Source organism: Pseudoalteromonas sp. A41-2 (assembly GCF_015767615.1).
GTDB classification, from domain to species: Bacteria; Pseudomonadota; Gammaproteobacteria; order Enterobacterales; family Alteromonadaceae; genus Pseudoalteromonas; species Pseudoalteromonas lipolytica.
The window spans coordinates 1,545,331-1,561,204 of the sequence record NZ_CP065231.1 but is presented as its reverse complement, the minus strand read 5'-3'; the positions used below and the strand labels follow the sequence as shown (position 1 = coordinate 1,561,204).

The window sequence follows — 15,874 nt, the reverse complement described above, 5'->3', positions numbered from 1 at the left end:
CCTTCCGACTCTATTAAGCCGGTAAAATTAATTCCTAAAATAAAAAAATGACGAAGGAAGTCGTTTAGCTGTGGTATGTAGCGCGGGCTTTATAAATAAGATTAGCGTCTTTCCAGCCACTAATACGTGATTTTCGCGCACTCGTAATAGCAAACCAAGGAACAGTCTGTGCTCTTTTAGGAGGTGCTAAGAAATGTGCTTTACCCCAGTTTTCAGCGAAAAACTCAATCAATAACTCATAATCAGGATCTACCTGACTATGGTAAAGAAATAAGGATGAATTACTGGCTGTAAGTCGGGGTAATAAAGTATCAAAACCCGACTTTTCTAAAGGCTTTGGATGAACAATAACCTGTTTATGGGCAATGATAGGGGGTTTAGTTAACTCAAGCTGATAAAATTTAGTGGCAACCAGTGGCGAATCAGTCGAAGGCGCAGCTAAGCTCTGTGCACTAAAAAGCACAGTAAATAGCAATATAATGACTGAAAAAAACCGTAACAAAGAGAAACCAATAAATTAAGCGGATAACCCCTCTATAATGAGGGTTAAAAAATAAAAAACAAGTCATTAAACACATAAAAGCGAGCCTAAAGAGGCTCGCGTTTTAGTGTCAACTTACTGCGTTGTTATCACACGTCTAATGATGACATATCAATGACAAAACGTGAGGCCATATCACCTTGTTTTAATTTATCGAAGGCATCATTAATTTCGTCCATTTTGATCATTTCAACTTCCGGAAGAATATTATGTAAGGCACAGAAATCTAAGATCTCTTGTGTTTGCGCTATCCCTCCAATCAATGAACCGGCAACACGACGGCGCCCCAATAACATTGGAACTGAGTTTGACTCAGCAAGCTCACCCACTTGACCAACCAAGACTTGCGTACCATCAATATCAAGTAATGGCATGTAAGGTGTAAAGTCATGCTTTACAGGTATGGTATTTATAATGAGATCAAATTGATTAGCATGTGCTTGCATCGCCGCTTCGTCGCTTGAGACTAATAACTCTTTTGCGCCATACGATAGCACCTGCTGTTTTTTCTTATCGCTACGGCTAATAGCCGTCACATGTGCGCCCATTGCCGCTGCAATTTTAATTGCCATGTGGCCTAAACCACCTAAGCCGATTACAGCCACACGACTGCCCGGACCCACATTCCAAGTACGAAGTGGTGAATAGGTTGTGATACCTGCACATAAAATAGGTGCGCATTTAGCTAAATCTAAACCTTTTGGTACACGTAATACAAACTCTTCACGCACCACGATGTGTTTTGAATAGCCGCCTTGGGTTAATTCACCGCTAATTCGGTCTTGACCAGAATAAGTGCCAACCATGCCTTCACGGCAAAACTGCTCTTCACCCTGATGACATTGGTCACAACTCAGGCAACTATCAACCATGCAACCTACCGCAACATGATCGCCTACTTTGTACTTAGTAACGCCGCTGCCTACTTCAAGAACACGGCCTACAATTTCATGACCTGGCACAACGGGGTACTGAGTCCATCCCCAATCATTTTCTGCAGTGTGTAAATCTGAATGACACACACCACAATAAAGGATTTCAATCGAGACATCTTCGTCACGAAGTGCACGACGTTCAAAATGATACGGCTCTAAAGGTTTTTCTGAGGCATGTGCTGCATAACCAATGGTTTTCATGATTACTCCTTTACTTTCTTCGTGTTTACGTTTGTATTTAACTACATGTTAATGCTCTCATGTATACTGTCACCAGTATAGAGGTAAAGCTGCATTTTCACTTTCCTAAAATACCGATATGTTTGCCTATTTTTATTAAATTAATTCTAAGAGACCCCCATGCGTGGAATGAGCCGTCGAGAACAGGTTACAAAATCCCCTGATGCTATGAATTTGTCACAAAGCATTAAAACACTGTGGCCCTATTTAATGACGTTTAAAGGAAGAGTTACTTTAGCAGTATTAGCACTGATTGCTGCTAAAGGCGCGACATTATTGATGCCTTGGGCTCTAAAAGAAATTATCGACGCCGTTGATGCCAATATTCACCCTATTTTAAGTGTGCCTGTTGCCCTATTAGTGGCCTATGGTTTACTTCGTTTTGCGAGTGTGTTTTTTGGCGAAATACGTGATGCCCTTTTTGGACGCGTAACAGAACACGCAATGCGTCATATCGGTCTAAAAGTGTTTAAACATTTACATAACCTCGAATTGGCTTTTCATTTAGACAGACAAACCGGCGGTATTAGTCGCGACATTGAGCGAGGCACCAATGGACTTAGCTTTTTAATGCGCTTTTTAATGTTTAATATTGTGCCCACTTTATTTGAAATTATGACTGTGGCGATTATTTTTGCCACCCTATTCTCTGCGTGGTTTGCTTTAGTGACCCTCGTGGCCGTTGCAACTTATATTGTCTTTACTGTTGTTGTCACTCAGTGGCGCAACCGATTTATTCGTGAAGCAAATGCTGCTGATAATAATTCGAATACCCGTGCAATCGACAGTTTACTTAATTACGAAACAGTAAAATATTTTAATAATGAACAGTTTGAAGCAAACACCTACGACAGTTTTCTCGCTAAATGGGAACAAGCGCGACTTAAAAACCGCATGTCGTTGCTTGCGCTTAATTCAGGACAAGCACTTATTATTGCTGCGGCCATAACGGCACTAATGTGGCTGGGCGCCAGCGATGTTGTCAATAAAAAGTTGAGTATTGGTGAGCTGGTCATGATTAATGCCTACATGATTCAGTTATTTTTACCGCTCAACTTTTTAGGCTTTGTGTACCGAGAAATCCGCCGTGCACTCACCGACCTCGAAAACATGCTCGGGCTTTTAAATAGAAAAGCAGCAATAAGCGATGATACACATGCCACACCGCTGAAATTACACAACGCAGCTATTCGCTTCGACAATGTGTCATTTAGTTACGACAAGCAACGCCCTATCTTAAAGCAATTAAGCTTTGAGGTAGCAGCTGGCAGTAAAGTCGCCATTGTGGGTGCCAGTGGAGCTGGTAAAAGTACCTTAAGCCGCCTGCTTTATCGGTTTTATGATGTCGATGCAGGAAACATTTATATTGATGACCAAGCAATTAATACGGTTACTCTAGAAAGTTTACGACAAGCAATTGCTATTGTGCCGCAAGACACCGTGTTATTTAACACCACAATTCGCGATAACATAGCTTACGGTAACCCCCAAGCAAGCGAGGCTGAGATTGATCACGCGATCTCACTTGCGCACCTTGATAGTTTTATTGCAAGTCTTGATAAGGGCGATCAAACACTCGTTGGTGAGCGTGGTTTAAAAGTATCGGGGGGCGAAAAACAACGCATAGCTATTGCTCGCGCAATTTTGAAAGGCTCACCGATTTTAGTGTTTGATGAAGCAACCTCGGCTCTCGATTCACATTCAGAACAAGCTATTCTGAGCGCCATGCGTGAAGTGGCTAAAAAACACACCAGTCTTGTTATTGCGCACCGCTTATCAACCATTACAGATGCCGATAAAATCATTGTAATGCAAAATGGTAAAGTGGTTGAGCAGGGTCAACATCAGCAGCTCCTCGCAGCGAATGGCGAGTATGCCCGAATGTGGCAATTACAACAGAGTGAAGAATAAAAACTGTTAACTAGCGCGCTAAATGATTAGAATAGCCGCTTTAATTTTCACTAAAACAAAAAGGCAACACGCAGATGGGAAGAGCTTACCAAAATAAAAAAGATTCAATGGCTAAAACTGCGGGTGCTAAAACCAAAGTTTATTCTAAGTACGGTAAAGAAATTTATATCTGCGCTAAGAATGGCGGTGTAGACCCTGATGGCAACTTAGCGCTGCGCCGTTTAATCGAGCGCGCAAAGAAAGACCAAGTTCCTACGCATGTAATCGAGCGTGCAATCGATAAAGCCAAAGGGGGTGGCGGCGAAGATTATGTTGCGACCCGCTATGAAGGGTATGGCCCAGGCAACTGCATGATCATAGTTGACTGTTTAACAGACAATAACAAACGTACTTTTGCCGACGTACGTGTGTGCTTTACCAAAGCAAACGCCAAAATTGGCGCACAAAACTCGGTATCGCATATGTTTGACCACCTCGCTATTTTTGTATTCGATGGCGACGATGATGAAGCCGTATTAGAAGCATTGATGATGGCCGATGTCGATGTGACGGATGTTGAACTTGAAAACGGTAAAATCACTGTATTTGCACCGCACACAGAATACAACAATACGCGCACTGCACTTGAAGAAATGGGCATTAGCGACTTCGATGAAGATCTCATTGCTTTCGTACCACAAGTTGAAGCACCAATTGAAGGCGAAGACGTTGAAGTAATGGAACGTTTTTTATCAATGCTAGAAGAGTGCGACGACGTACAAAACGTTTACCACAACGCACAGTTTTAATTAACAAGGCCAACTATGTTGGCCTGAACACATGGACTTAATTTTGAATACCCTCGAAGAGTTAAAATCAGGCGCTTTACAAGGCTGTACTCGCCTGCAACTCGTAGAAGCACTGACTGATTTTCCAAAAGAAATTTACACCCTCGCCAACACATTAGAAATTCTCGATTTATCGAATAATCAATTAAGCGACCTACCTGATGATTTCCACACGCTAAAAAACTTAAAGCGTTTGTTTTTATCATTTAATCAGTTTAAGCACATTCCGAAAGTACTAAAGCAATGCCCAAATTTAATCATGGTGGCGTTTAAAGGGAATCAAATTTGCGAGTTTGCCGAGCACAGCTTACCACGCAATATCGAATGGCTAATTTTAACCGATAACCAAATCAAAGCGTTGCCTGAATCATTTGGTGAGTACCGTAAACTAAAAAAATTAGCGTTAGCCGGTAATCAGTTAACGGCCCTACCAGAGTCAATGAGTGCTTGCCACGAGCTTGAATTGGTTCGCTTAAGTGCCAATAGGCTTTCTAACATTGATAACTGGTTGCTTGAACTGCCCAAACTTGCGTGGCTTGCATTTTCGGGCAATGATTTTAATCGTTCAGATTCTCTAAAGTCTGAGCAATTTTCTGAAATTGGCTTAGATGAACTAGATGTAAAACAGCAAATTGGCCAAGGTGCCTCGGGGTTTATTCATTTAGCACAATGGCAGCAGCGCCCTATTGCCCTTAAGTTATTTAAAGGCAATATAACCAGCGATGGCTACCCACTAGATGAGTTAAATTGTTGCTTACAAGCAAACGAGCACCCGAACCTAATCAAAGCACTTGGCTATATAAATGAGCCATCACAATTAGGTTTAGTCATGGAGCTGATTGGTGAAGGTTTCAGGAATCTCGGTTTACCACCGTCGTTTGACACTTGTACTCGCGATACCTTTGAAAATGGCTGCCAATATAGCCCTGAGTTTGTGCTAAAGGTTGTGAAACAAATGAGCAGCACACTGGCGCATTTGCACAAAAACCATGTCAGCCATGGTGACATCTATGCGCATAACAGCATGATAAACGACAACGCTGACTTACTTTTTGGCGACTTTGGCGCAGCAACCGACTTGTCACAGTTAGTGCCGTATCAGCAGCAATGCATACACGGCATAGAAATACGTGCGCTTGGTTATTTTATTGAAGACTTACTCACAGTCGTCAGCAACGAGAACGCCATTACCGAACAACTTGCCGCCATCGCTACAGATTGCTTACGCGTAGCAGCTATACAGCGACCCAGCTTTAGCGAAGTATTAAACCGGTTATAAAAATAAGGCCTCGTTGAGGCTTTATTTTTGCTTTTTAAACGGAAACAACTGCTGTTTGAGCATACCTTCTGGCATGTAATCACCCACCACACCGTATTTATCAGGCCACTCGGCTTGCCCTTTTACCGCCGTGCCAAGTACGTAATCTAAAAACGAGAAGTGCGCGGCATAGTTTCTATCAATTGCGGCTTTATCTGATGAATGATGCCAATGGTGAAATTGTGGTGTCACAATGATATATTTCAACCACCCAAATTTAACCCTCACATTGGCGTGGTTAAATACCGCCTGAAAACCAACAATGATCACGTAAAGACTAATGACATCAGAAGGAAAACCAAGCACGAAAATAGGCGTAAGCACTAAGCTGCGAGTCACTAAAATTTCTAAAATATGCTGACGAGATCCCGCTAACCAATCCATTTCTTTTGCACTGTGATGCACAGCATGAAAACGCCAAAGCAATGGCACTTCATGATAAGCTTTATGAACAAAATACTGCATTAAATCAGCCACTAAAATAATCAAAAACAGTTGTAGAACAAACGGCATTTGCACAATAAAGCCTTGTACAGTCTCAGACACTGCCCACCCAAACGCATGGTGAACAAACTGGTTCGTTGCAAGCAGTACAAAGCCAATAATTAAATGATTAATAAAGAAATGATTTAAATCCCCTTGCCACTCAGAACGTAAAATCTTTTGCTCTTTGCGATGCGGTAATAATTTTTCAATAAGGATAAAAATAAGCGTAGAGCCGAGTAAATCAAGAATAAACCAATCAAGCCCTAAATACGGCGTGTTATCCCTAAAGTCGCCCACTTCAACGTTAGGACCACCAAACGCAATCGCCACCGTTATCAATACCCAAGCAGTTGCCCCCAGTCGTTTATTGGTATTACGGACAAAGTTCAACAGTCCTAAACTGCCTGAAATAATCAGTGCCACAAACATTAACTGACGTAAAAATTCGACACTGTAACTTTGTCGTAATTCTGGGGTTGTAAGGTATTCAGGGAAGTGAAAAGCCAATACACCTAAACACGATAACATCGCTAAAAAACAGGCAATATAGCCACTAATATTACCCTCGCCGATGTGAAACTGCTCAGCACGGAAGAGTCGCTTACAAATACGAGACATCATCTAAAATCCATTTAATAATTTGTCGCAGCATAGCACAGACAATTATGCGTAAAAATGGGTAATTGAATTAGCCAACGCGACATTAAAACACGAAAGCGGAATATGTTATTTGAGCGCAGCCTACTGCAACACTAAGTAAAAAACTCGCGATGAAAGTGCGCTCTGGTAGTATGTGATACAGCAAAGTTGGCATTGTTTTAAGCTGCTTAAATGTTGGCAAAAACAAGGCACTATGCGACTCAAAGCGTAAAAAAAGCTGTTTAAATTTATAAAAATAAAGCTTGATACCAACTAAATGTATAAGCACAAATGTGGTTGGGCCTAAAATTTCAACTAACGCCATTAACTCGTAACCTATCATTAACTCTGGGCCAGCCAGAAGTATAACGAGAACAAGCGCGATTGATTTATAAACGCTGTTGCCTAATAACGATTTAAATTTTTGATACATTAACTTCCCTATTTAGGTATCGACTTCCCGATAGAAATCTATTGAAATGCTTTATCAAACTTTTCTTGATCAAGGTATTTATCAAATGCGCCCAAAGCATTACCAACACTGGGCTCTGTCATTAATTCTTGCATTGCAACTTCACCAACAAGACGAAATGCATTTTCCATTGCCCCTTGCCCACCGACATCAATAGCGGCTTTTGCTTGCTTTGGGCAGTCTTCGGTTAATAAGCGCGTAACTAATGCGCCAACATAGCGATTGGTATCATCGATATCTTGTTCTGTCACGTTTGAGAAAGGTTTGATAATACTGTGAGTCGACATACCCAGATAAATCCACTTGGCAAGGTTCTTACGTTCCTTACCGTTGAGTGAATCAGTTAGGCAAACAGCGAGTTGCTGCGCCTCTTGAGAAGCGAATGTATAACTAGGAAGCATTGCAAGTGCACTAAGTAGAAGCGGTAGCAGGATATTTTTCATTGTTCGTCCCTCGATGTATTTAACCATAGAATTCGACTTCAGTTTTTACACCGAATGGTAAAACAAACTCCCTGAATTCAGGATCACTTTTATCTGCTTTTGGGTATTTAAGGTTGTACATATTCTTCTTGAACATATTCAAAAATTGCTTATTTTGTAATTTATTATCCAATACCCTTACCTTAACTAAATCACCCGTTTGATTGACCATCAACAAAAATAAAATTTTATCATCAGAACGTCTAAAGTCGTCTTTTGCTTGTAACAAAACGTCTTTGGGGAGAGTAAAGTCAGGATAGTTATTAGTTGTGGTTGAGCCACAGGATGCTATGAGTAAACATAGTATTGGCAATACTTTATTCATTATTTTTCCCTGAAATATTGGTAAACAACACGATACTGCGAATAAAATGTTTTTTCTAGCAAAAACCAAAAAAGCCACGATAAACGTGACTTTGTTGGATAAAGCTTAAACTTTTACGGTTCTATTATAAGAACTTACCTAGCGCTTTAACTTGGTCTAGCATGCGGTTTGAGAAACCCCACTCATTGTCGTACCAAGCCATCACTTTAACAAGCTTACCATCTACTTTAGTTTGCGTAGAATCGAATATTGAAGACGCTGGATTGTGGTTAAAGTCGATAGAAACAAGCGGTAATTCGTTGTACTCAAGAATACCTTGCATTGCACCTTCTGATGCGGCTTTAACTACTTCGTTGATTTCAGCGGCTGTTGTTTCACGCTTAGCAACAAATGTTAAGTCTACTAAAGACACGTTAATTGTCGGTACACGCACTGCCATACCGTCAAGTTTACCCGCAAGTTCAGGAAGTACTAAACCAACGGCTTTAGCAGCCCCTGTTTTCGTTGGGATCATTGACTGTGTCGCACTACGCGCACGGTATAAGTCTGGGTGATAAACGTCAGATAGATTTTGATCATTTGTATAAGCATGAATGGTTGTCATGCTACCTTGCTCAATACCCACTGTGTCGTTGATTGCTTTTGCAATTGGCGCTAGACAGTTTGTTGTACACGATGCGTTTGAAATGATGCTGCTGTCAGCGTTTAATACGTCGCTGTTCACACCATGAACAACCGTCGCATCCATATCAGTACCGGGTGCAGATACGATCACTTTTTTAGCGCCCGCTTCAATGTGCTTTGCAGCAGCTTCGCGCGATGTGAATAAGCCAGTACATTCTAAAACGATATCTACATTTAGTGCTTTCCACGGTAAGTTGGCAGGATCACGCTCTTGTGTTAGGGTAATTTCGTCGTTACCAATTAACATGGTGTTTTCAGCAAGTGTTACTTTTTGAGAAAATTGACCATGTACTGAGTCAAATTGCGTTAAATGCGCGTTAACATTTGCTGGTGCTAAATCGTTGATGGCAACGATTTTGATTTCGTTGTTTTGAGCTGACTCATAAAGGGCACGTAATACGTTACGACCGATACGTCCATAGCCATTAATTGCAACATTAATCATTCTAATATCTCCCGTTAATTATTTTACTTCACTTGCTTGGCGAGCAAGCGCTTCAATGGCTTGCCAGTCTTTGTTTTCAATAAGTTGTTTATCTAACATCCACGTACCACCCACACAAATAACATTGCTTAATGCAAGGTAGTTAGGTGCGGTTTCAAGGCTAATGCCACCTGTAGGGCAAAAAGTCACTTGCGGTAAAGGACCGCCAATTGATTTGAGCATCGCGGTGCCGCCCGCTGCTTCTGCAGGGAAAAACTTTAAGAACTTAAAGCCATGGCTTACTAACTTCATTACTTCACTGGGGGTTGCGGCACCGGGTAAAAATGGAATGTCAGACTCTTTAGCCAGTGCTAATAATTCGTCGTTTACACCTGGGCTCACCATAAAGTCAGCACCGGCTTCAACAGATGCATTAAATGTCGCTTTATCAACCACAGTACCTGTGCCTACGTATGCTTCTGGTACGGCTTCTTTCATTAGCTTTACTGCCTCTGCCGCAATCGGTGTGCGCAAGGTGATTTCTAATGCTTTTAAGCCGCCGTTATAAAGCGCGCGTGCTAGCGGTGCTGCATCTTCAAGTTTTTCGATTACAACAACCGGTACCACAGGTGCCGATGATAAAATTTTCTCAATGCTCATTGTATGTTCCTCATAGCCCAGTAACGGCGTATTATTATTCTAAACCGAAGGCGCTTGCGCCAAGGTCTGCACTACTTACTATATTTCTGAAACCTGCGAATAACTCTCGGCCTGTACCGTATGTTTGGCTCGGTTGGCTAAGTTGTAATTCACGTTTTGCTAATTCTTCATCACTTACATGCACCTTTAATACACCCGCTGGTGCATCAAGCGTTATCAAATCACCTTCGTGAATTTTAGCAATCACACCACCTTCAACCGCTTCTGGTGCTAAGTGAATGGCTGCAGGCACTTTACCTGACGCACCCGACATACGGCCGTCTGTTACGATAGCCACTTTGTAACCTTGGTCTTGTAGCGTTGCCATCACAGGTGTGAGCTTATGAAGCTCAGGCATCCCTTTTGCTTTTGGCCCTTGCTCTTTTAAAACAGCAATAAAGTCGGTGTTAAGTTCACCACGGCTGTACGCTTCTTGTAGCTCACCTTGCGAGCTGAATACTTTAGCTGGTGCAGATACAACTTGGTGCGACTCTGCAACCGCTGATACTTTAATAACCGCTTTACCCAGATTACCCGTTAATAGTTGTAAGCCACCTTGTTTGCTAAATGGATTATCAATTGGGCGTAATACTTCTTCGTCGTGTGATTTTTCTGGACATGCAACCCATTTCACTTTGCTTGGCCCTGAGCTATCCGTCATGATCACTGAAGTATCTTTATCTAGCATTGGCTCAGTTGTATAGGCCTCTAAGCCATCACCTACTATGGTTTTTACATCGTTATGTAAGTAGCCTTTGCTTAATAGCTGCTTCATTAAGAAGCCCATGCCGCCAGCGGCTTGGAAATGGTTCACATCGGCTGAACCGTTCGGGTAGATACGTGTAAGCAGAGGCACAACCTCTGACAAGTCAGACATGTCTTTCCACGTCAGGATCACACCTGCCGCTTTAGCAATAGCCACTAAGTGAATCGCGTGGTTTGTAGAGCCACCTGTAGAAAGCAAGCCTACAAGACCATTAATGATCGTTTTTTCACTGACGACGTCGGCTAGACAGTTTGCATCTTTCGTTTCAATTAACTGTTTCAACATTGTTTCAACAGCATGGCCTGTTAAACCATCACGAAGCTCTGTGTAAGGGTTAATGAATGAGCTACCTGGAAGGTGAAGACCCATAATTTCCATTAACATTTGGTTAGAGTTTGCCGTGCCGTAGAATGTGCAAGTACCTGCACTGTGGTATGACGCGCTTTCAGCTTCTAAAAGCTCTTCACGACTAACCAAACCTTGAGCAAACTTTTGACGAACACGGGCTTTTTCTTTGTTAGGGATGCCAGACTGCATTGGCCCTGCTGGCAAGAAATACGTAGGTAAGTGACCAAAAGATAACGCACCAATTAATAGCCCTGGGACAATCTTGTCACACACACCTAAACAGAAAACACCGTCGAACACATCATGTGATAAAGAAACCGCAGTAGACATTGCAATCACATCGCGTGAAAACAATGACAATTCCATACCATCACGACCTTGCGTAACACCGTCACACATGGCTGGTACGCCACCAGCAACTTGAGCGGTTGCATCATACTTGGTAGCAAGGTTTTTGATGATTTCAGGATAATCTTTGTAAGGCACATGCGCTGAAAGCATGTCGTTATAAGAATTGATAATCGCTAAATTAGGTTGCTCATCTGCTTTTAAACGAGCTTTGTCATCACTGCTACAGGCAGCCATAACATGGGCGATATTACCACAACCTAAACCGGCACGGACTCTTGTTTGTTTTTTTGCGTGCGCGATTCGCTCTAAATAAGCTTGGCGGGTCTCTTTACTGCGTTCGATAACGCGTTCGGTGACTTCTTGAATACGAGGATGCAACATATAAATTCGACTCATCTCTATAGTTAGAGGATAAAGGCTCAGTGACAATTAAAGACTCCACGAAAATAATTGCACTGAGCATCTTTGATTTACCCGTTCAAAGGTACGCTGGCAGGCTGTCTCTCACAACCAACCTGACACCGGTGTCACTGTATTAACTCATGACTGTGACACCGGTGTCAACCCTATCTGTTAAATTTAGTTTAATTTTTTAAAATGACCAAATAATGAACAGTACTATTTTAGCTTAGTATGAATAGAATTCATGCAAAATCATGAGAAAGAGATTTATTGAATGATGACACTAATAAGAGTTAACTTATTAATAAACAATATATTAGATGTTTTATATGAACGGTTTATAGATCAAATAAAAAAGCCCGAAAAAGCGTCACTCAATTTCGGGCTACTGTGAAAAACAAGATGAAATTTATTTAATTGCTGCCGTTGACTCACGAGTAATCAATTTTGCTTCCAAAGTCACTTGATATGGTGACTCCTGTGGCTCACTAATATGGCTAATTAATTGTGTTACTGCTTGGTGTGTCATTTCTTCGACTGGTTGAGCAATGGTGGTTAAACCAGGCCAAATATGACGCGCAATGGGGGCATTATCAAACCCTGCTATCGAGATATCATCGGGTACTTTTAGCTGCATTTGTGTTGCTAATTTAAGGACCGCAGCAGCCATGTAATCATTTGATGCAAAAACAGCAGTCGGACGTGGGCTTAAATCTAAAATAGTGCGCGCACTATCAACACCTGAATGGTAACTAAAGTTACCCTCTTCGACTAAACGCTCGTTAAACTCAATGCCATTAGTAGCAAGTGCGCGACGATAACCTTTAAAGCGCTGCTCTGTCGCACTGTGATCCGGGTGACCTTTAATAAACGCAATTTCTTTGTGGCCGAGCTTAATTAAATGTTCTGTTATTTCAAAAGCGCCTTGCTCATCATTACTGCGTACAGAAATAGAATCATCCTCTAGCACGGCTGATGCAACACGGGCATACGGAATTTTTTTCGATTTTAAAAATGTAACAAGTTCAGCAAAATCTGAAAATGGAGGCGTTAGAACAATCCCGTCGAGTCGTGATGTTTGAAGTAACTGTTCTATATTACTGATCAGCTCTTCACCACGTAATTCACACGGGTGAATCAACAAATTATAATTGTGTTCATGACACGCAGCTAACGCACCTGTTTGTACCCGCGTGATATAACTCTTACTTGGATTATCGTATAAGCAACCAATAATAAAACTACGGTTCTGCGCTAACCCTCGTGCGATAGGGTTTGGTGTGTAATCAAGCTCTTTAAATACTTTTAGTACTTTTTCGCGTGTAGCATCACTCACGTTTGGCTCATTATTGAGCACACGAGACACTGTTTTTTTAGAAACACCGGCGTAGCTGGCGACACTATTAATGGTTACTTTTTTCATCCGATACTCATCCAACGACACTCCTTGGTTACGCGTTACTATTTACATGTAAACACGCAGCAGCACCAACCAGTGGAATGTTGTCTTGTGTTACAAGCGTAACAGGGATTTGCGACGTATATTGCGACATAATACCTTTATCAGCAAAACGCTCAACAAATCGACTAGATAATAACCGTTGTTGCATACGAGGTAAAATCCCACCACCAATAAATACACCCCCTAAGGCGCCAAATGTAAGTGAAAGATCACCCGCAACACTGCCAATCCAATCACAGAACTGGTTAAGTGTGGCTTCGCATACTTCGCACTGGCCTGTGCTTGCCAGCTCGCTTATTTGCGCTGCATCAAGGTTTTTAGCTTCAACACCTTTAACAGCGGCCATTGCGCGATATAAATGGGCAATGCCTGGACCTGAGAAAACAGTTTCTACAGATACATGGTTTAATTGCTTTTTAAGCTCTTTAATTAACTCACGGTCAAGTTCGGTCACTGCCGCAAGCGTAATGTGTCCTGCTTCACAGCTTAATACAGCACTGCCCTGCGACGTTCTCACTAAACAAGCAGCACCAAAACCCGTACCAGGTCCCATGACAGCAATATTTGCATTGTCATCAGCTTGCCCAGCTTTCACTGCGACATTTTTTGAATCATCTAAATAAGGTGCAGCATACGCAAAAGCAGCAAAGTCATTAATGACTTCTAATTGCGTAAAAGCAAATTCATTTTTAAGGTCGGCAACACTAAAGTGCCAACCTAAGTTAGTAAGGTGTACTTGTCCAGCTTTAATTGGACCCGCAACGGCTAAACATGCTCGCGACGGTTTTGCATACGAAATATGATTAAAATAATGTGATATGGCGCTTTCAAGTGAACCAAAATCTGCGCTTGGAAATTTAAGATTTTGCTCGATAACGAATTGATTTGTTTGTTCGTTAAAGTCTGTGATTAAGGCAAAACGCGCATTAGTGCCACCAATATCGGCAACGAGAATGGGATCAAATTCTGTGTTAGGCTGTGTGTTCATGTTGTTTTCTCTATTTGTCTAAGCTTTTTGCCGCTTATTCTTATATTTTTCAATGGCCTAGCCACTGTATTTGATAATACTTTGAGCTATCCTCTCAAAGCAGCTATCTTTAGTATTAAAAAAATGCTGCCCAAATAAATGGGCAGCCAAATACGTTTTGACAACAAAATGATAAAACAGTGACATTATGACACCGGTGTCAGCTTTGAATCAATAAAAATTTTCATTATTTACCCATGCATACGTATTTATTCACTAAAATGACAGTGTAGGTATGGATAAAAAGTAAAATAAATGCTTGCTTATTAACGTATTTCGCTTTGCTGTGTGACTCATCACAAATTGCTTGAAAAAAATAATAAATAGCCGAAAATGGCACTCACTGACACTGTAACTTGGTAACCATATGAAAGGTAAGGCTACATCATTTGACATTGCACACTATGCAGGTGTGTCTCAGTCAACCGTGTCTCGCGCACTCAGAAATAGTCCGCTGGTCAACGAAGAAACACGTCGACGAGTTCACGAGGTCGCAAAACAGCTTAATTATAAAGTAGATAAAAATGCCAGTAACTTGCGCACGCAACAAAGCAGTACCCTCGCGCTGTTACTCTTTGAAGATCCTACATCGGATGAGTCACAAATAAATCCTTTCTTTTTGGCCATGCTTGGCAGTATTACGCGTGCTTGCGCAAAAGAAGGCTACGATTTATTGGTTTCCTTTCAGTCAAGTAGCTCTGATTGGCAAGCCGACTATGAAGATAGTCACCGCGCTGATGGCCTTATATTACTTGGCTATGGCGACTACTTAGACTATCAACCCAAGTTTAGAACCTTAATTGAGCAAAACACCAAGTTTGTTTGTTGGGGAGCCAGTGTAGATAACCGCCCTGACTTAACGGTTAGCTGTGATAATTATGGTGGCGGAAAAATGGCGGCGCAGCATTTACTGGCAACCGGTCGCACCGATTGTGCTTTTATAGGTGATGCATCAGACCATAGCCCTGAATTTTTTGCTCGCTACCACGGTTTTAAAGATGCCTTTTTGGCAAAAGGGATTACTCTTAGCGAACGAAAAATGGCCAATGCAATTTCTACAGAAGAGTCAGGTTACCATGCCACTCGTTCACTGATTGCTAATAATATTCGCTTTAACTCGCTGTTTGCTGCGAGTGACTTAATTGCTATTGGTGCTATTCGGGCTTTAAAAGAAGCAAAAATCAACGTGCCCGACGATGTTCATGTTGTAGGGTTTGATAATATTGCTGTTGCGAGTTTTGTTAATCCACCGCTAACAACAGTACAGCAAGACACCACACTCGCAGGGCAAATGTTAGTTGATAACCTTTTAAAACTAATTCGAGGTGAACCGGTTGAGAACACCCTACTCCCGCCGCGTTTAATCATTCGAGGTTCAAGTATTTAAATCGCTAGATAAGGGCTCTTAAGCGAGTCAATCTCTAGCCATTTTCATTCACTGACAATTCAACCACCATTAAAATGGCTTTTTTTTCGATTTACCCAAGACTATTACCGCGAAAAAGCAGATAATTACACCTATTATGATGAAAACG

Annotated in this window: 15 protein-coding genes; 4 read left to right on the top strand and 11 right to left on the bottom strand. The window is 41.6% G+C overall.

Annotated elements, in window-relative coordinates:
* Positions 1-64: 64 nt before the first annotated feature.
* Both IT970_RS07170 and IT970_RS07165 read right to left on the bottom strand, forming a co-directional pair.
* Positions 65-502 (bottom strand): hypothetical protein, encoded by a 438-nt coding sequence (locus IT970_RS07170; protein ID WP_036968795.1) that lies wholly within the window; start codon positions 500-502, stop codon positions 65-67.
* 128 nt (positions 503-630) lie between these two features.
* A complete protein-coding gene (locus IT970_RS07165) occupies positions 631-1,677 on the bottom strand; it encodes an NAD(P)-dependent alcohol dehydrogenase (RefSeq protein ID WP_036968798.1) in 1,047 nt (348 codons plus the stop codon).
* 207 nt (positions 1,678-1,884) lie between these two features.
* Here IT970_RS07165 and IT970_RS07160 point away from each other — a divergent pair, with 207 nt between their 5' ends.
* The 3 genes from IT970_RS07160 (at position 1,885) to IT970_RS07150 (ending at position 5,733) form a co-directional block, all read left to right on the top strand.
* Complete coding sequence (locus IT970_RS07160) at positions 1,885-3,627, top strand: ABCB family ABC transporter ATP-binding protein/permease (protein WP_075593684.1); 1,743 nt, start codon at positions 1,885-1,887, stop codon at positions 3,625-3,627.
* A gap of 74 nt (positions 3,628-3,701) precedes the next feature.
* Positions 3,702-4,415, top strand: coding sequence for a YebC/PmpR family DNA-binding transcriptional regulator (locus IT970_RS07155; RefSeq protein ID WP_036968801.1), 714 nt, complete (start codon positions 3,702-3,704; stop codon positions 4,413-4,415).
* A gap of 31 nt (positions 4,416-4,446) precedes the next feature.
* Complete coding sequence (locus IT970_RS07150; protein WP_231387322.1) at positions 4,447-5,733, top strand: leucine-rich repeat-containing protein kinase family protein; 1,287 nt, start codon at positions 4,447-4,449, stop codon at positions 5,731-5,733.
* 21 nt (positions 5,734-5,754) lie between these two features.
* Here IT970_RS07150 and IT970_RS07145 read toward each other — a convergent pair whose 3' ends face one another.
* From IT970_RS07145 to glk, 9 genes are all read right to left on the bottom strand, one after another.
* Complete coding sequence (locus tag IT970_RS07145; RefSeq protein WP_075593636.1) at positions 5,755-6,879, bottom strand: sterol desaturase family protein; 1,125 nt, start codon at positions 6,877-6,879, stop codon at positions 5,755-5,757.
* An 82-nt stretch (positions 6,880-6,961) separates the two neighbouring features.
* Positions 6,962-7,330, bottom strand: coding sequence for a hypothetical protein (locus IT970_RS07140; RefSeq protein ID WP_075593637.1), 369 nt, complete (start codon positions 7,328-7,330; stop codon positions 6,962-6,964).
* Between the two features lie 38 nt (positions 7,331-7,368).
* Positions 7,369-7,812: a hypothetical protein gene (locus IT970_RS07135; RefSeq protein WP_118844217.1), complete on the bottom strand. Its 444-nt coding sequence runs from the start codon at positions 7,810-7,812 to the stop codon at positions 7,369-7,371.
* Positions 7,813-7,831: 19 nt separating this feature from the next.
* On the bottom strand, positions 7,832-8,176 hold the full coding sequence (locus IT970_RS07130) for a hypothetical protein (RefSeq protein WP_075593638.1): 345 nt from the start codon (positions 8,174-8,176) through the stop codon (positions 7,832-7,834).
* Positions 8,177-8,300: 124 nt separating this feature from the next.
* Positions 8,301-9,305, bottom strand: coding sequence for a type I glyceraldehyde-3-phosphate dehydrogenase (gene gap / locus IT970_RS07125; RefSeq protein WP_196857711.1), 1,005 nt, complete (start codon positions 9,303-9,305; stop codon positions 8,301-8,303).
* An 18-nt stretch (positions 9,306-9,323) separates the two neighbouring features.
* Complete coding sequence (locus tag IT970_RS07120; protein WP_036968816.1) at positions 9,324-9,944, bottom strand: bifunctional 4-hydroxy-2-oxoglutarate aldolase/2-dehydro-3-deoxy-phosphogluconate aldolase; 621 nt, start codon at positions 9,942-9,944, stop codon at positions 9,324-9,326.
* Between the two features lie 34 nt (positions 9,945-9,978).
* The gene (gene edd, locus IT970_RS07115; RefSeq protein WP_065979841.1) at positions 9,979-11,829 is read right to left on the bottom strand and encodes a phosphogluconate dehydratase; all 1,851 of its coding nucleotides are present in this window, start codon (positions 11,827-11,829) and stop codon (positions 9,979-9,981) included.
* Positions 11,830-12,259: 430 nt separating this feature from the next.
* Positions 12,260-13,273 (bottom strand): LacI family DNA-binding transcriptional regulator, encoded by a 1,014-nt coding sequence (locus IT970_RS07110; protein WP_036968823.1) that lies wholly within the window; start codon positions 13,271-13,273, stop codon positions 12,260-12,262.
* A 28-nt stretch (positions 13,274-13,301) separates the two neighbouring features.
* Entirely contained in the window at positions 13,302-14,300 is a 999-nt protein-coding gene (gene glk / locus IT970_RS07105; protein ID WP_065979840.1) for a glucokinase, read from the bottom strand.
* A gap of 406 nt (positions 14,301-14,706) precedes the next feature.
* Between glk and IT970_RS07100 the strand changes: the two genes are divergently transcribed.
* Positions 14,707-15,726 (top strand): LacI family DNA-binding transcriptional regulator, encoded by a 1,020-nt coding sequence (locus IT970_RS07100; protein ID WP_036968830.1) that lies wholly within the window; start codon positions 14,707-14,709, stop codon positions 15,724-15,726.
* The last annotated feature ends 148 nt before the right edge of the window (positions 15,727-15,874 follow it).